Raw genomic sequence first — 16,858 nt, forward strand, 5'->3', positions numbered from 1 at the left:
TTTTGTTGCAGAACCAATGTGTTATGTTTATTGTATTTGTATTGTTGGTTCATTTGATCTGATGACAGATAGGCAATCCCTATGGGATTGGGAATATGGTTTGATGACGCGGATGCTACCAATAGGTAATCCCTCTGGGATTAATTCGGTACTTGATTTATGTGTTTACTTCTTATAGGCAATCCCTCTGGGATTATGGGGGCTTGATTAATGGGTTGTTTATCGATAATTGATCCTTCGGGGATAGATGGTAGGTTGATTGCAATTCATGCAATAGATGGGCTGTTCCGATGGGGTTGTTGGAGTAGGTTGCTTGCCAGTGATATTCTGTCCCTCTGGAATAACTGAAGGCTTCATATTCGGCCGAAAAGTGTTCAGGGTGGGATTGTGATGATGGTTAGATATAATTGATTTTAAAAAATTTAAAGAATATATGCTTAGAAGATATGGCAAAGAAAAAATTTAAAGAGGTGGTACAACAATCAGATGAAGCGGTATTGGTAGATTTTTTTGCAGATTGGTGTGCTCCATGTCAGGCTATGAACCCTGTTTTGGAAGATGTTATTAAGGAGTTAGGGGGGAAAGTTAAACTCTATAAGCTTAATGTGGATAAAAATCCCCAGGTAAGTGCCCAGTTTGGTGTACGGTCTATACCTCATTATGTTTTATTTAAAAGAGGGAAGATTCTATGGAGAAAAGGAGGTTACATTACCAAAAGGGATTTACTTCAGTCTCTCAAAGGTTTTATATAAAAAAACGCTCCAAAGTTTTAGAACCTTTGGAGCGTTTAGGATTTAACCAGTGCTAGAACTTACTTTTTCCAGCTTGCTTTACCTCCTTTGGCTGAATCCACATTGATGCTATAGCTGCTGTTACCGGATACGATCCAGCGAACTTTAACAGCACCCATACCAGGGATGTTTTCAACTTCAATTTTCTCTGGATTTACTTTTTGTTCTTTCAGTTTGTTGAAATCTTCATTTTCAACCACAAATCCAGCTACTACTTTTGCTCCTGAAATACTTACATAGTCAGGTCTTTCGATTTTGTACTTGATGTCCTGAGAAGAGTGGGTAGGAATCAATCTTTCGTTGTAGATAGTGGCAGTAACTTCTTTCAAACCTCCGCCAAGGTCTTTTTCCTGCACGTCCATTACACTCAATTTTGGTGTATGGTAAGCGTGTAAGATGGTGAAGGCAGAGTTTCTATGGGCATCCTGCTCCATCAAGAAGCCTGAGTGTAATCTTCCGAAGTTTTTCTTGAAACCACCAACTTCAATTTTACCGTATTGTGGGTGATCATATTCTTCCCAGTTGACAAATGCATCACCAAAGGTCAAATAGGTGTCTACCTTCATTTGCTCATCCTGATTGTTTCTGCCTGCATTTTGGTGGAAGTACAGATAGGAAGTCATCAATTCATTGGAATAGGTGAAGATGCCTCTTCCGCCGTAGAACCAATCCAACTGACCGCCAAATACGGAGTATAGGTCTTTGTACACGACCAAGTATCTGTATCCTGGCATGAATTCCTCTCCTTTTTTGGCGATAGCGTCATATACCCTGACATCGGTAGCATTGTAAGTGTTGAGGTCTTCTTCTGCTCCTGGCCCTCTTAAGATCATACCACCATAGTTGTGATAAGACTGCGCCGCAGCGATGTTTGGATGCTTCATGACAAACTCCATAACAACTCTGTTTTCTTCCACTGAAAATGGATACTTCCAGGCACCTCTTTGAATGTAATCAGGCTGCCAGTTCCAAGCCCAGTCACGGTTAGGGTCATAATAGCCTATGCCATCGTCATTGACTACACCGTCACCGTCTCTATCGATACCCTCATAACCCAACATTTCATATTCACCTTTTTGGTCGGCTGGTACAGGAATCAGTTTTCTTGGGTCAAACTGGTCTTTTACAAATCTACCAGTCGGGGACTTTCTGATCATCATGGTGATGTGGCCATCGCCGTTCAAATCATCAAATGGATCCTCACCTGCTTCACCGTCGCCGTCATTATCCAGGATCATCATGCCGGATCTTGGAGAGTTTTGGTTATTGGCCTCTTTGATGAAGTTATCGTGTGCATCCGGGTTGATGGTTGGTGCGATATAGAAGGTTTTGTCTTTCAACAATTGGGTGATAAAATCCAAGTCTCCATACATCTCTGCTAAATACCAAGCAGTGTACAAAGTGAATTCCGTTCCCTGTATTTCGTTGGAATGGATGTTGCCATCAATCCACATGGCAGGCTTTTCTTCAGCTTTGCCGGTTTTAAAGTCAGTGATTGTCAGGACCCAAATGTCATTACCTTGATAAGATTTGCCAATGCTTTCCAGCTTTACCAAGTCAGGGTGCTTTTTGGCCATGTCTTTCATGATTTCCTCCAATGCCAAGTTGGTATGGTACCTGTTCCAGGATACCTGAACTTTTGGATTGTGTGGTGTTCCGATTGCACGGAAATACCTGTCTTGAGCCACCTGTGCGGAAGACTCCTGTATGCCTGTGAAGCTTACTGCTGCTCCTAAGGCTACTGTATATATCCAGTTTTTGATTTTCATCTTCATGTTGCTTTAAAGTTTCACATTAAGGGTTGCGATTCCTGTATGCGCTGCACCGGCTTTGATATCGACAGAACCGGAACCTTTTACAATCCAGCTTAGGGTGGTTTTCTCAAAAGCACCTAATTTATTGATCAGTTTGATTTTGTCACCTGAGATCAGGTCTTTCGCATCTTTACTGATATCAATTCTGATTTTTCTCAACCATCTTGATCTTTCACCCATATCGGAGTGGGTAGGAAGTGGGGAATTATTATATAGGTCAACCGTGATTCTGGTGAGTCCATTGCCCAGTTTTTCAGTCTGAAGGTTATGGAATTCAACCTTAGGGCTCATTTCCGCCAGTTTGATGATGAAATCGGTCTGTTCCTTTGCAATATCATTGACCATCGCATAAGGAGGATTGTATAGGGCAAATGGCTTGATGCCTCCAACTTCAACTTTTTGATTTGGGAAATCAGGATGGTTGACTGCGGTCCAAGGGACAAAAACATCATTTAAATTCTGTTCTGCAGCCCAGGAAAGGAAGTTTGCCTCCGCATTGCTGTTTGATTTTCCTTCCTCGCCTTTTACTTCAGGTACCCACCATCCCGGTGTACTGAAGCTTAGCCTCCCAAAATGGAAATACGCCCACTGGAAAAAGTCTCCATCAGTTCCCTGGTTTGTCTGATTGAAAGGTTTCAGAGAAGTGGTTTCATTGTAAATACCGGAAACCATGCTGTTGATGGCCACATCTTTTTCCAACATGGAAGTCACAATTCTTTTTCTTGCATCCGCTGCATTGAATTTCAAAGGAGCAGAAAGGTTATTGGCCGGACTAAAAGTCACGAAAGCAAAAATGTTCCATTGATCAAAAAGATAATCCAATAAGGCCCTGCTTTCTTTTTGGGAAACTGCATAATCTCCCGCAAGAGGGGTGAAGATCGGGAATTTGTATGTATGGCTTTTGTTGAAGGCAATGCCTTCTGCGAGGTCCTCACCGAATTTTCCATCTTTATCATTGTCCCTGCTCTCAGGATAGACGATGTAAGATCCCTTTTGACCTTTGGAAGCATCAGCTTTTACCATCACTCTTGGGTCTTTGTCCAAAGGCATATAATCACCTGTTGCAGATTCTATCCTCATTAAAGTGATCAGACCATCTTTGTTGATGTCTTCATAGCCATCTTCTGATAGCCTTCCATCTCTGTCATGGTCTACTTTGGTGGCATTTCCTCTTCTTTCATATTTCAAGGAAGCGTGGTATTGGTCGTAAGCATCAGGTGACATATTAGGAAATACATAGAAAGTAGTCCTGTCAAGTACATTCGAATGCTCTTTTATCAGTCTTTCGGCAAATTGAACAGCAAGTTCAACACTCAAAACATGGAATCCTTCTGCTCCGCCCACTACTGCGACGGCAGGCTTGTTGTCCATGTCTCCTTTTCCGACTTTCAATACCCAAATGTCTTTGCCTCCTTCAGTTTTGGTGAGAGAGATCAGTTTAGCGGAGCTTCCGCTTCCCGAGATGGCCTGTAGCCTTTGGGTGACCTGGCTGAGGGTAGGGTAATCCCCCTGCGCCAGTGTAGTTGAGTGGACAGAAAAAAGCATTCCTGCCCCTGCAACCAATGATAGATACATTTTCTTCATAAAGTATATCAGGTTTAGTTCAAGTTTGAACAAGTTGAGGGCAATTCCTCTCTTGACGCATCTATGTTACGAAAAATACAGGTTTAAATGAATATCCTTTGCTTGGGTAGGAATGCATATTTTTAAAAGGCATTCTAAGTGGATAAACGGGTGGTCTTTTTCAACCAATCATAAAAGAGCATTTTTTTATGGTGTAAGCTTGAAGAATTTTTGGTATTTTGTGCCATTCCAAATTTGAAGAAATGTTTACAAAAATTGCATTGGCCATAGCTTTTTCTCCCAGGATGGAAGCATTGATTTGTGAGGCAAAAAGGCTTAAAGATATATTTGAAGCTGAATTGATCCTGATTCATGTGGGAGATCGGCTTCCGGAAAATGAGTCTGCTTTGGATAAGATCATCCAAAAGCATGACATCAATAAAGAAAAAGTAAAAATCTTTTGGGAAAAAGGAAATCCAGCTAAAAAGATATTACATGTCTGTAAGGAAGAAAATGTTGATCTTTTGGTGGCGGGTGCTCTAAAAACGGAGGGTTTTTTTAAATATTATATCGGTTCGGTTGCCAGAAAGATCATCCGTAAGGCATCCTGTTCCGTCCTCATGTTGATTGAACCAATGGAAAATCCCACCTCTTTTGATAAGGTGGTGATCAATGGGACCCAACATGATCAGACGCCTTATGTGATCCAGCAGGGATTGGATTGGTGTAAAAAGGATAAAGCCAAGCAGGTATTTATAGCCAATGAAATCAAAATGTACGGCATGCAAATGGCCACTGCCGGAGAAGGCGGAGAAGGCGAAATTTCCAGTACAAGAAGAAAACTTGTCGCGGAAGAAGTTACCTACGTGGAGAATATTCTTAAAACCCTCGACAAGGGCGACCTGAAAATACACATTAAGATTACCTGTGGCAAATGGGCCATCGAATTGGCGCGATTTGCTTCAGACATCAAGGCTGATCTTTTGGTCGTGGGAGATGAAGGTAAGCTTGGGTTCCTGGACAGGTTGTTCCCACATGACCTGGAAGATATTTTGAGTGATCTTCCCTGCAACCTATTAATTGTCAAAAAACAATAAGACTACATGGAGAACTTATCACATCAAGATGTAGTCAATTTATTTCTACAGCTGGCGGCCATGTTGCTGCTGGCCAGGATATTTGCAGAGATCGCACAGAAATTCAAGCAGCCCGCTGTGGTGGGGGAGCTATTGGCGGGGATCCTTTTGGGGCCTACCATTCTGGGGACCTTCATGCCGGAGTTTCATGAGTATTTGTTCATGAGTAATCCAAGCGCCAATCTGGCCTTGGATGGCTTTGTACAGATTGCTGTAGTATTGTTGTTGTTTATTGCAGGGCTGGAGGTGGAGTTACACCTGGTTTGGTCCCAGGGCAAGTCGGCAGTCAGTATCAGTTTACTGGGGCTGATTGTGCCGTTTTTGTTGGGTTTTGTCTTTCCCTATTACTTTCCCACTTTCTTTGGTCTGGCTGACGGTGACAGGTTGCTGTTTTCACTCTTTATGGGAACGGCCATGTCCATTACGGCTTTGCCTGTGGTGGTCAGGATTTTGATGGACATGAACCTGTTCAAGACCAAGATGGGCATGTTGATAGTCGCCTCGGCGATGGTCAACGATATCATCGGTTGGTTGATATTCTCCGTGATCCTTTCTTTTATGGGCAAAGGAAGTAACCTTTCCTTGGTGCAGACGATTGGGGTGACTCTTATTTTTACCTTTTTCATGTTGACATTGGGGAAGATCATCATCAACAAGGTACTGCCGTGGATCAATAAAAAACTTGCCTGGCCAGGTGGGGTGCTTTCCCTTTCAATGGCTTTCTGCTTCCTTGCGGCAGCCTTTACAGAATGGTTGGGCATACATGCTATCTTCGGTGCTTTCCTTTTGGGAGTAGCCTTAGGGGATTCTGAGCATATGTCAGAAAGAGCCAAAGAAATCGTGCACCAGTTTATCAATAATATTTTCGCGCCATTATTCTTCGTCTCAATAGGTCTAAAGATCAACTTCTTTACCAATTTTGAGTTCTTCCTTACCCTGGCGATTTTAGTGATTTCTTTTGCCGGAAAAATTTTCGGCAGTGGATTTGGAGCCTACAAGGGAGGCTTTAATATCAAAGAGTCCTTGGCCGTAGGCTTCGGGATGAATGCCAGAGGGGCGATGGAAATCATCTTAGGTCTGATCGCTTTAGAAAATGGACTGATCGATGAGAAGCTGTTTGTGGCCTTGGTGATTATGGCCATTGTGACCAGCATGACCAGTGGACCATTGATGAAGTGGGCTTTGAAAGGGAAAAAAGAAGAATCATAGTTAGCTATAAAAAAAAATAATACTGAAAATCAATCGATTATAAATATTTTAGGAAATTTTCATTTCTAAAGCTTGCCTCGTTTTTTTTTTTCTTACATCAAGAATTAGTTTTGTCGGCGAAATTTTTAATTCTAATTGCCATTTTTTGGCTCTAATTTATGTTTAACTTAAAATTATTTTGTAATGAAAAATGCAGTTTCAAAAATTTTATTTGTTGCTATGATATTTTGTGTTAATATCTCAATAGCCAATGATGCTTCTCTCGAAAGTTCTGATTGTCAGGCAGGAGGTCCGGGGGCTGTATCCTGTCAGGCTTCCACAACCGTAGATACTACTGTGTTGGGTTCAGGTGCCTCAGTTACTAACTCTGCAAGTGTAACATGTGGTTCAGGTTATTATGCATGTTGTAATTCAAGTCTTATGGGCGCTTCAGCAAATTGTGTAGCAAATTAATGATGTGAACCTTGAAGCAGTTTCAACTTAAGAAACTGCTTCTAATCCATTTAGAAAGAGTGATCTTTTAAAATAAAATAGCTTATTTACGTAATGTCATTATAGTTGGATGAGAATTCCCCAACTTAGTAGAATTTAAAATAGAAATTAAATTATATGATTTATAGAGTTTTTTTTGCAGTGTTATTTCTTATTGCTATTTCCTGTAAAGAGGTCAATTTCAATAATGACTTTAGTCTCGAAGAATTCAGGGTAAAAGACGAAGATGTTTTTCTTTATGATTTTTCCAAAGAGCTGGAACTTATCCCATTACTTTATAGTGGGCAGGAGAGTTTGGTTGGAATTGTAGATAAGCTTGAGGTTAAAGATGGAAGGTTTTTCATTCTTTCATCTACACCTAGTTCACAAAAATCATTGTTGATTTTTGGTCAAAAGGGGGAATTTGTAGGTAGGATAGATAAAGATAGTTTTGGTGATTTACATGGAAATTCTTTAAAGGATTTTTTGGTTTTAGAAGATAGTAGAATATTGATTTGGGATAATAATAATACAATTTTAATTATTAACGAAGACTTCAGGTTAATTGGTTCCCGTCAAATGCCATTTAGGATTGATAGAGTAAGCTATAATAAAGGTCAAATATTATGTTATTTAAATAAACAGGCATTAAATTTTCAAGATGAAGAATATTTTTATGATTTAGTTATACTTGATGAGAAATTAAACGTTTTAAATAGGTTTCTTCCATTTGAATTAAACCAAGGTGAAACGAGGTACCATGTTAAACTTTCCCCAAACATACATCCTTTTAAAAATGGGTTTTTATTTACAGAGTTTTTAAATGATACAGTTTACTATGTTGATTCAAATGAAACAAGAATACATAGGATCATTGATTTTGGTGAAAAAAGATTTATTAAATCGAATTTTCCAAATGCAGTTGTTCAACCTTTATCCCCTATACTTACAGAGAAGTTTAAGTGGGGGATATATAACCCACTAGAAAATGATGAATTCTTTTTTATCGGCTACTATGAAAATGATGTTCCAAAAAATTTAATTTATGAAAAGAGAAAAAACAAGCTTTATAAACTGAATCCTATCAAGTCAATCAATGAAGAGAATATTGTGCCTGCCCCAATCCAATATAGTGATGAATATTTTTATGGAGTTTTAACAGAGGCTGGGATCTCTTTTGTTGATAAAGAAAAAATTAAGAGTTATTCTGATAAGTCAATAGTAAAAAGAGCAGATGACTATATAATTAACAATGGGAATCCGATAATTTTCAAATATAAATTATAATATAATATGATGTATCTAGCTTTGTCATTCATCGTTTATTTTTCAATCTCATGGAATGATGTCTTTGAAGTTCAAATAAATCAAAAGACTTCAAAAAGTGAATTGAATTTAATTATAGAAGAAGCTAAAAAAAGAGATGTTGAAATTAAAGTCCTTTATGCTAGTTATAATGAAGATGATAAAATAAATATCCTTCAATTAAAGGTTGTGGCTAAAGGAATTGGTGAGTCGACAACCACGTTTGATAGTAGATCTGGGAATTGTCTGAATATTATTAAAGATTCAAGATCAGATACAAGGGTTCCATTTCAGGTTAATATTGATGATTGTGATGGCAAGTCAGGTTGATGCTTTTATAGTGGATTTTTTGTTCAAAATTCATCAATACTTAAATTAAGGAGTTACCGGTGATCATCCTCCTCAAACAGGATATTGACATAGCTGTCATACCTATAGGGGTGGATGAATCCTTCTTCGAGTTTCTCCAATACCATACAGCCAGGTTCATTGATATGTCGGCAGTTGTTGTATTTGCACTGCCCAAGATATTGGCGCATTTCTACGAAATAATGGGAAAGCTCCTGATCTTCAATGTCCAAAATCCCGAATTCTTTGATGCCGGGCGTATCGATCAGGTATCCTCCTTCTGCCAATTCAAACATTTCTGCAAAAGTGGTGGTATGTACTCCCTTGGCACTGAATTTCGATATTTCCTTGGTAGCCTGTTGGGCTTCAGGAACCAGTTTATTCAGGAAAGTGGATTTGCCCACGCCGGAGTGGCCTGATAACAAGATGGTTTTTCCTTTTAATAATGGAATGAACTGTTCTTTGAGGTTATCCGCCTTCAGGGCAGAGATTTCTATGACCGGGTAGCCCAAAGGCTCGTAGATTTCTTTAAGATCCTGAAGATACTCGAGGTCCTTATCCTTATACTTTTCATCCATTTTGTTAACCAGAATGGTGGCGGGGATACGGAAACTTTCTGTGCTGACAAGAAACCTGTCAATGAAGCCCAGGGATGTTCGGGGATTTCTGAGGGTGACGATCAGGAAAGCCTGATCAATATTGGAGGCTAGGATATGCGAAAAATGGGACTTTCGGGTAGATTTTCGGATGATATAATTTTCTCTTGGCAATATTTCCTTGATCACAGAAGTAGGCTGGTCCTCTTCTCTCTCCACTTCTACGTAATCCCCTACAGCGATAGGGTTGGTTAGCTTCAGGTCGTCCTGTTTGAATTTCCCTCTAAGTCTGGCCTGTATGTTGCCGGAATCGGTTTTGACGGTATACCAGCTACCGGTGGATTTGATTACCCTACCTTTCATGATTGTTGGATTTTGGAACTGATGATGTCCATGATTTTGGATGCACTGCCGATGTTGTCATTCACGAGCCTTACTGCATTTTGGCAGGAGTTAAGATAATGTGCATCTTCAGATAATTCAAGGACAATATTTTTCAATTGCTGCTCATTTTCTACTGAGTAACCACAGCCGTATTCCTGAGAGATCTGTGCCTCGGGAAATTTTCCTGATTTTTTAACTTTTCCAAAAATTACTGGTATGCCATAGGCAATGGGCTCCAGGATATTGTGTAATCCTTTTCCAAATGCACCGCCAACATATGCAATTTTAGCGAATTGATAAAGGGAAGACAGGGAGCCAATATTGTCAATGAACAGGACTTCTGTCTCCGGTTTAAGGGGAAGTTCTGAATATTTCTGTGAGGACTTATTGATTTTCGATTTCCATTCGGCAATCTTGTCAGGGTCAATGTCATGTGGCGCAATGATCCATTTGAATTTATCGGATTCATTGATCAATGGAATGAGCAGGTCCATGTCTTCCTGCCATGCTGAGCCCACAGTGATGATGTTTTTTTTCCAGACAAAATCCCTCAATTCAGGAAAGGATTTAGGTGATTGGGCGATTGCTTTGGTCCTGTCGTACCGGGTATCTCCGGTGACTGAGGTCTGATGATAATTGATTTGTTGGAGTAGTCTTTGGGTTTCCGTATTTTGGCAACAAATATGATCGAAGCAGTGGATGACCTGCTTGAAAAACTGACCATATGGTTTGAAATAAATCTGGTTTTGCCTCATAGATGCCGAGAACAAAAAGAGTGGAATTCTTCTTTTTTTGGCTTCCAGGATGTGGTTGGCCCAAAGGTCATATTTGACAAATAAACCGATATCAGGCTTTAGTGCAGCCATGAATTTCTTTGCTTTTGACCTGGTGTCAAAGGGCAGGTAAGTGATGTAATCCACGTTTTCCTGAGGACGTTTGATGGCATATTCATAGCCTGAGGGGCTGAAGAAACTGACCACTACCTTGAAGTCGGGAAACCTCTTTTTAAGTTCCTGAATGACCGGTTTGGCCTGCTCATATTCACCTAGAGAGGCTACATGAAACCATGCAAGCTTACCTGGATTTTTGATCCGGAATTCAGCCAATTTTATAAAAAGTCCTTCACGGCCATTGACCAATGCGGTGATTTTAGGGCTCGCCCTTTTAAAAGTTTGAAGACCTCTCGAAAAAAAGAATAGGGCTGTATCGTAAATCAATTTCATCAGGACAAAAATAAGCGGTTTGTTTTCTAAAAGAGAAAAAGCTCCAATTGAAAAATTGGAGCTTTTGAATTTATAGAGTATTTGATCTTAGTTTTTAGCCAAGTAAGTAGCTACACCTTCTTTGGTTGCAGTCATGGCTTCTTTGCCTTCTTCCCAGTTAGCAGGACATACTTCACCGTATTTTTCAACATGGTGCAATGCATCTACCAATCTGATCATTTCGTCGATGTTTCTTCCTAGAGGGAAGTCGTTGATCGTCTCATGTCTTACTACACCTTCTTTGTCGATCAAGAAAGAGCCTCTGTAAGCGATAGGGGCACCTTCGAAAGTCAATTGACCTTCTTCGTTGTAGTTCCACTCACCGGCAAGTACGCCGAAGTTGTGTGCGATAGTTTTGGAAACGTCAGCTACCAATGGGTAAGTTACGCCTTCAATTCCACCGTTATCTTTAGCTGTGCTCAACCAAGCAAGGTGTGTTTCTTCAGTATCTGTGGAAGCACCTACTACAGCTACACCTCTTTTTTCGAATTCAGCTAATTTTTCTTGGAATGCAAGAATTTCAGTTGGGCAAACGAAAGTGAAATCTTTTGGGTAAAAGAAGAACACCACGTCTTTTTTACCAAGATATTGTTCCAAAGAGAATCCTTCTACGATTTCTTCTCCATTGATCACAGCGCCAGCTGAAAATAGAGGAGCTTTTTTTCCTACTAATGACATAATTTTAATAGTTTGAATTTTAAGATGTTATTGTTGATTTTTTTCTTCCTTTAATTACCACGGAAATCTCTTCAATTTCGAAACCCTGAATATCCTCTTTTTGGATGAACTCATGGAGCAGTTTTTCCAGACCTTCATTTCTGTAATCCCGGATTTCGTGGCTGTCCTTGCAGTACAAATGACTGTGAGCATCCATAATGGCATCAAAACGCATGACGCCGTTTTGATCCACAAACTTTTGGGTCAAACCACAGTGAACGAAGCTGTCCAAAGTTTTATATACTGTCCCAAGAGAAATAGAAGGATTGGCGATTTTAATTTTGTCAAATAACTGTTCAGCCGTAGGATGTTCCTCGGCATGATATAGTGCATCGTAGATGACCCATCTTTGATGAGTAAACTTCAATCCGCTTTCGGTTATTTTATTTTTGACAAAGTCTGTTTGCATTTCAACGGTTCCTAAATAAGAATAATTCTTACTTGGTAATTGTTCTGCAAAGGTAATACTTCTCAGATGAATTCCCAAAAATTTTCAGAACATAATTCTGATATTTAGCATATAAAAATTTAAAAACAAAAATATGTTTCGGTTAAAGTTTTAAATAATGTATTAAATTCTTAAAAAATATTATTTGAAGAATAAAGTAAATCAAAGTGTACAATAAAATGCAAATAAGTTCTGTAGCGATTGCATGCTCCCATTATTTTTTTTTTTAAATTGTAAGCTTGTTACCGATAAAAAGCCCGAGTAATTCACATGGTTAAAGTATTGTTCATTTGTTTGGGGAACATTTGTAGGTCTCCTTTAGCTGAAGCTATTTTCAATCATAAAATCCAAAAGAATGGTCTTGAAAATAAATTCAAAAGCGATAGCTGTGGCACTTCCGATTACCACATAGGAGAGTTGCCGGATGAGCGGACATTGAAATGTGCGGTAAAATATGAATTGCCTATCAATCACAGGGCAAGACAGATCAACAGGGTTGATCTTAGAGAATTCGATTATTTGATTGCCATGGATCATTCCAATAAAAGGAATGTGCAGAGTTTGTTGGATCAATTCAAAATCCAGCATGAAAAGCTTTTTTTGATCAGAGAATTTCACCCGGAATCCGATAGCTTGGAAGTGCCTGACCCTTATTATGGCGGTGAGGACGGTTTTGAAAATGTCTACAGGATTTTGGATGAGTCTATAGAGCATTTTTTGCAGCATCTGAGGGAAGGTCATAATATTTATGTTTGATCAGCAAGGGTTTTATGACAAAATAATTTTCCAAATTTTTGGGCAGGAAATACCCATTGTAGAGACTAGGCTTGTAGCTTACGGCGCTGTTAATCAGGGGGTATACCTAGCTACTCATCAGGCAAATTTTTTTCTTAAAGTAAGTTTCGAGGACAAACAGGATATTTTTCAAAAAGAAGCAGAAGGCCTGAACCTCATGCGTGTGCACTGTCCTCTTCAGATTCCTGAAGTACATGGCTTTGGAAGGGTAGATGACAGGAATTTCTTGTTGATGGATTGGATACAGGAAGGTCAAAAGAGTGCTGTTTACTGGGAGGAGCTGGGAGTAGGTTTGGCACATTTGCATATGGCCACGCAACCCGATTTTGGTTTGGGTTCTGATAATTTCATAGCGTCCATAGGTCAGGTGAACCAAGAGAAGCCTTCCTGGCCGGATTTTTTTATCCAAAACAGGCTTGAGCCTTTAATCGGAAGGGCTTATTTCGAAGGTTTGGTTACGCATGATTTTCTCAAAAAATTTCAAAAAATTTACCCCCTATTAGCATCAGTATTTCCAAAAGAAAGACCAGCTCTTTTGCATGGGGATTTGTGGTCAGGAAATGTGATTCAGGGAAAAGAGGGTAAGCCGGTGCTGATTGACCCGGCAGTATATTATGGGCACAGGGAAATGGATCTGGCGTTTTCCAGGCTTTTTGGTGGTTTTGACGAATCATTTTACCAATCCTATGAAGTGGTTTTTCCCTTGGAACCTGGTTTTCAGCAAAGAGTCCCTATCTATAACCTTTATCCACTTTTGGTGCATCTGCTGCTTTTTGGCAAAGCCTACTTGGTGGGGATTGAAAAGACCGTCAAAACCCTGCTAGGCTAAGGGTTTGACGATCATCTGATAGGTGGTCCTTGTCATCTGCTCCATCAGGATGTCTCTTTCTTTCATCAATTCCTGAATAAGTTCAGGGGTATGGTTCTTGACCGTAATCAACTGAAGAGACTCATTGTATCGGATTTCAAATTCCTGGTTCAAGGATTCGATAAGTGTTTCCAGTTTGAAAATCTGCTTGTCTATGACAATGGAAATACTGATTGCCGAAGTCTGCAGCATGTTGACCTTGAGTTTGAGCTTTTCAAGTTCTGCATAGATGCGGTGAATATGGGACTCATTGATAAAAGTAAAATCCGTGACCTTGAAACTGACCAGGATCTGATCGTCTTTGATGACAATACAGGGGATCGTGCTGGTGGATTGAAGGTTGTGTATTTTAGTTCCTGGTCTATCTGGGTGGATAAAGGACCGGACAAACAAGGGGATGCTTAAGTTGGCAAGGGGTTTGATGGTCTTTGGATGGATCACAGAGGCGCCGTAGTACGTGAGTTCTGCAGCTTCTTTATAATCCAGTTCTTCAAATTTGACCGTGTGGGGAAATCTCTTTGGGTCAGCATTGAGGACACCTTCTACATCTTTCCAGATGGTGACTGAATTGGCTTTGAGGCAGGAAGCCAGGATGGCAGCCGTAAAGTCAGAACCTTCCCTTCCCAAAGTCGTGGTTTTTCCTTGATCACTTTTCCCAATAAAGCCTTGGGTAACGATCGGGAATTTTGCCAGACTCGGTTTCAGAATTTTGTCAACCTGATGTTGTGTTTTTTTCCAGTCGATTTTCGCAAACCTGTAATCTGAATTGGTTTGAATGATTTCCCGGGCATCCTGCCAGATACAATAAATACCTTCCTGACATAAGTATTCCTGTACGATACGGGTGGAAATCAATTCTCCATAGGATATGATCTGATCATAATAGCTGTCATAATTTTCCCTGTTCAAGGGCTTTTCCAAGTCTCTTGAGAGCTGTAGGAAATAATTATTGATGATAGAAAAAATCTGATGCGATGACTCAAAAAGTCCTGCGCAAATATCCAAATGATAATTTTCAATAATTGTACTATTCAAAGAAAAATCTTCTTCGTTTAGTTTTTTATCCAAAATCTGCTCCAGTGCGTTAGTAGTCTTTCCCATGGCAGAAATCACTATTATGGTGTGATTTCGCAATCGATTGTATAAAATATTGGATAGGTTTTTGACAGAATCGGCATCTTTTACAGAAGCGCCTCCAAATTTGAAAACAAAAGTTTTTGACATCAAAATTTATGTTGTAATTTTCGAAAGATATAAACCCTAATATAATTTTTCTAATATTTCATGAAGATCAAGCACTATTGTCCTGACAACTCAAAGTTAGCCTATTCAGTCGGTGTTACCTTAGATAGGTTCATTAAAATCAAACAAAAAGATTTCCCATTTGCTTCCGGAGAACTTTCCCAGCTTTTGCGTGATATTGCATTGGCTTCAAAGATAGTCAACAGGGAGATTAACCGTGCCGGTCTTGCCAATATCGTTGGGGCATTTGGGAATACCAATGTGCAGGGCGAAGAACAGCAGAAGCTGGATGTGATCGCCAACATTAGGTTTACGAGGGCACTGACCAAAGGAGGGGAAGTGTGTGCGGTGGTATCAGAGGAAGATGATGAAGTGATCGATCTTCAGAACAAATCCGGAAAATATGTGGTGGCCATAGATCCATTGGACGGTTCCTCCAATATCGATGTCAATATTTCCATAGGTACCATTTTCTCCATTTACAGGAGGGTAACGCCCATAGGTAGCCCGATACAGCCGGAAGACATCATGCAGCCGGGCAATCAACAGGTAGCTGCCGGTTATGTGCTCTATGGTTCTTCCACCATGTTGGTCTATACTACAGGGCATGGTGTCAATGGTTTTACCTATGAACCTTCCCTAGGAGAATTTTTCCTTTCTCATCCTGATATGTATGCGCCGGAAAACGGGAAAATTTACAGCATCAATGAAGGTACTTACCGTCATTTTGAGCCGGGATTGAAAGCGTACATTGAATCATGTAAAAACAAGGAATTCAGCGCAAGATACATTGGAAGTTTGGTGGCGGATTTTCATAGAAACCTGCTAAAAGGGGGAGTCTATATTTATCCAGCGACGGACAAGGTTCCAAAAGGCAAACTCAGGTTGTTATATGAAGCCAATGCCCTGGCATTTATTGCCGAGCAGGCAGGGGCCAAAGCCACTGATGGCACCCAAAGGATTTTGGATATCATTCCAAGTTCTCTGCATCAAAGGACGCCGCTGTATATTGGTTCGGTGAAAATGGTGGATGAAGTGGAAAGTCTGCTCAGAAAGCACAGAGAGCCTGTGATGGAAAATACAAAGTAAATTGTAGATTGATTGATAGACTCCGCGGCAGGATCATCTGATTCTTCCGCGGTTTTTTTTTGCTCATTAGAGACGGGGATTTTAAATCTGACTATTCGGATGTTATACGTGTCAACTATTGGGCTGGGCGGAGACGGACCCGGCTACTGTGTCTTGGGAGTATATTTGGGGGAGGAGGTCTTAGCCCAAGCCTGAAGATTTTTTAAAAAAGTAACAGAAAATATTAAAAATTAACTCATTCAGGATGAATTGTATTTTATGTCTTGATAGGAATTATGGTTAAGTTAGATGGATTAATTCTCCTACATGTAAATTCTGGATAGTCAGAATTTCAATCGTAACTACCAGCTTGAAAAGGAGAATGGCTGCTTCTGTATACCTTACTGGCTGTATTTCTGCCGGATTTCAATCTTTTGAATCTGTCTTTTGACCAAGGCCCGGGCAAGGTCAGCAGCTATGTGCTCAGGATCAGATTCATGCAGGATTTTTTTCAGCTTGGATTCGCCCAGATCAATCCTGTAGCAGATATTCAAAAGTCTCTCAAACTCCCTGTCCAGCATTCTTGAAATCACAGGAGTCAGTGCGTGCACCAGGTTTTCTTCTGTCAATGCTTCTTTTACTTCGGGTAAAGAGAAGTCTTCTTTTAAAAAAATGGCGGTTTGATGAAGGATTTCAGTCATGTGTACGGGCTAAGATAAAAAAGGGGCTGTCCGAAAAGGGCAGCCTTTTTTATGCTGCAATTTTTTGATTTTGAAAATCTAAAGTCATGATTGGGGATTTTTGATTAGATTTTTTCCTTGACACGTATAATACTGGTCGA

General features: G+C 40.0%; 17 protein-coding genes. 9 read left to right on the forward strand and 8 right to left on the reverse strand.

The annotated features are described in order from the left end of the window. Window positions 1–446: 446 nt before the first annotated feature. Complete coding sequence (gene trxA / locus ACFFIP_RS10525) at window positions 447–752, forward strand: thioredoxin (RefSeq protein WP_382387586.1); 306 nt, start codon at window positions 447–449, stop codon at window positions 750–752. A 59-nt stretch (window positions 753–811) separates the two neighbouring features. Here the strand turns inward: trxA and ACFFIP_RS10530 are convergent, their stop codons facing one another. Both ACFFIP_RS10530 and ACFFIP_RS10535 read right to left on the reverse strand, forming a co-directional pair. Further along, window positions 812–2,560 (reverse strand): M14 family metallopeptidase, encoded by a 1,749-nt coding sequence (locus ACFFIP_RS10530; protein ID WP_382387587.1) that lies wholly within the window; start codon window positions 2,558–2,560, stop codon window positions 812–814. 12 nt (window positions 2,561–2,572) lie between these two features. Next, window positions 2,573–4,189: a M14 family metallopeptidase gene (locus tag ACFFIP_RS10535; protein ID WP_382387588.1), complete on the reverse strand. Its 1,617-nt coding sequence runs from the start codon at window positions 4,187–4,189 to the stop codon at window positions 2,573–2,575. A gap of 242 nt (window positions 4,190–4,431) precedes the next feature. On the opposite strand from ACFFIP_RS10535, the gene ACFFIP_RS10540 reads away from it, so the two are divergent. The 5 genes from ACFFIP_RS10540 (at window position 4,432) to ACFFIP_RS10560 (ending at window position 8,619) form a co-directional block, all read left to right on the forward strand. Continuing rightward, window positions 4,432–5,265, forward strand: a complete 834-nt coding sequence (locus tag ACFFIP_RS10540; RefSeq protein WP_382387589.1) for a universal stress protein — start codon at window positions 4,432–4,434, stop codon at window positions 5,263–5,265. A 6-nt stretch (window positions 5,266–5,271) separates the two neighbouring features. Then, window positions 5,272–6,513, forward strand: coding sequence for a cation:proton antiporter (locus ACFFIP_RS10545; RefSeq protein ID WP_382387590.1), 1,242 nt, complete (start codon window positions 5,272–5,274; stop codon window positions 6,511–6,513). A gap of 219 nt (window positions 6,514–6,732) precedes the next feature. After that, on the forward strand, window positions 6,733–6,966 hold the full coding sequence (locus ACFFIP_RS10550) for a hypothetical protein (RefSeq protein WP_382387591.1): 234 nt from the start codon (window positions 6,733–6,735) through the stop codon (window positions 6,964–6,966). Window positions 6,967–7,122: 156 nt separating this feature from the next. After that, entirely contained in the window at window positions 7,123–8,271 is a 1,149-nt protein-coding gene (locus ACFFIP_RS10555) for a DUF4934 domain-containing protein (RefSeq protein ID WP_382387592.1), read from the forward strand. A 6-nt stretch (window positions 8,272–8,277) separates the two neighbouring features. Then, complete coding sequence (locus tag ACFFIP_RS10560) at window positions 8,278–8,619, forward strand: hypothetical protein (RefSeq protein WP_382387593.1); 342 nt, start codon at window positions 8,278–8,280, stop codon at window positions 8,617–8,619. 53 nt (window positions 8,620–8,672) lie between these two features. Here the strand turns inward: ACFFIP_RS10560 and rsgA are convergent, their stop codons facing one another. From rsgA to ACFFIP_RS10580, 4 genes are all read right to left on the reverse strand, one after another. Continuing rightward, on the reverse strand, window positions 8,673–9,596 hold the full coding sequence (gene rsgA / locus ACFFIP_RS10565) for a ribosome small subunit-dependent GTPase A (RefSeq protein ID WP_382387594.1): 924 nt from the start codon (window positions 9,594–9,596) through the stop codon (window positions 8,673–8,675). Further along, window positions 9,593–10,840, reverse strand: coding sequence for a 3-deoxy-D-manno-octulosonic acid transferase (locus ACFFIP_RS10570; RefSeq protein ID WP_382387595.1), 1,248 nt, complete (start codon window positions 10,838–10,840; stop codon window positions 9,593–9,595). Before ACFFIP_RS10570 ends, rsgA begins: the two co-directional genes overlap by 4 nt. Window positions 10,841–10,927: 87 nt before the next feature. Beyond that, window positions 10,928–11,557 carry a peroxiredoxin gene (locus ACFFIP_RS10575; RefSeq protein ID WP_382387596.1) on the reverse strand — a complete coding sequence of 210 codons (630 nt, stop codon included), beginning with the start codon at window positions 11,555–11,557 and terminating at the stop codon, window positions 10,928–10,930. Between the two features lie 19 nt (window positions 11,558–11,576). Next, window positions 11,577–12,005, reverse strand: coding sequence for a Fur family transcriptional regulator (locus ACFFIP_RS10580; RefSeq protein ID WP_382387598.1), 429 nt, complete (start codon window positions 12,003–12,005; stop codon window positions 11,577–11,579). 309 nt (window positions 12,006–12,314) lie between these two features. On the opposite strand from ACFFIP_RS10580, the gene ACFFIP_RS10585 reads away from it, so the two are divergent. Both ACFFIP_RS10585 and ACFFIP_RS10590 read left to right on the forward strand, forming a co-directional pair. Further along, window positions 12,315–12,800 (forward strand): low molecular weight protein-tyrosine-phosphatase, encoded by a 486-nt coding sequence (locus tag ACFFIP_RS10585; protein WP_382387599.1) that lies wholly within the window; start codon window positions 12,315–12,317, stop codon window positions 12,798–12,800. Continuing rightward, the gene (locus tag ACFFIP_RS10590) at window positions 12,793–13,668 is read left to right on the forward strand and encodes a fructosamine kinase family protein (RefSeq protein ID WP_382387600.1); all 876 of its coding nucleotides are present in this window, start codon (window positions 12,793–12,795) and stop codon (window positions 13,666–13,668) included. The genes ACFFIP_RS10585 and ACFFIP_RS10590 overlap by 8 nt, the downstream gene beginning before the upstream one ends. Here ACFFIP_RS10590 and ACFFIP_RS10595 read toward each other — a convergent pair. Beyond that, a complete protein-coding gene (locus ACFFIP_RS10595; RefSeq protein ID WP_382387601.1) occupies window positions 13,660–14,931 on the reverse strand; it encodes an aspartate kinase in 1,272 nt (423 codons plus the stop codon). The genes ACFFIP_RS10590 and ACFFIP_RS10595 overlap by 9 nt on opposite strands. Before the next feature lie 60 nt (window positions 14,932–14,991). Between ACFFIP_RS10595 and fbp the strand changes: the two genes are divergently transcribed. Further along, window positions 14,992–16,038: a class 1 fructose-bisphosphatase gene (gene fbp, locus ACFFIP_RS10600; RefSeq protein ID WP_382387602.1), complete on the forward strand. Its 1,047-nt coding sequence runs from the start codon at window positions 14,992–14,994 to the stop codon at window positions 16,036–16,038. Window positions 16,039–16,418: 380 nt separating this feature from the next. On the opposite strand, the gene ACFFIP_RS10605 is transcribed toward fbp, so the two are convergent. After that, on the reverse strand, window positions 16,419–16,718 hold the full coding sequence (locus ACFFIP_RS10605; protein ID WP_382387603.1) for a hypothetical protein: 300 nt from the start codon (window positions 16,716–16,718) through the stop codon (window positions 16,419–16,421). Between the last annotated feature and the right edge of the window lie 140 nt (window positions 16,719–16,858).

Origin of the sequence: Fontibacter flavus, from assembly GCF_042432905.1 — a bacterium.
Taxonomy (GTDB): Bacteria; Bacteroidota; Bacteroidia; order Cytophagales; family Cyclobacteriaceae; genus Fontibacter; species Fontibacter flavus.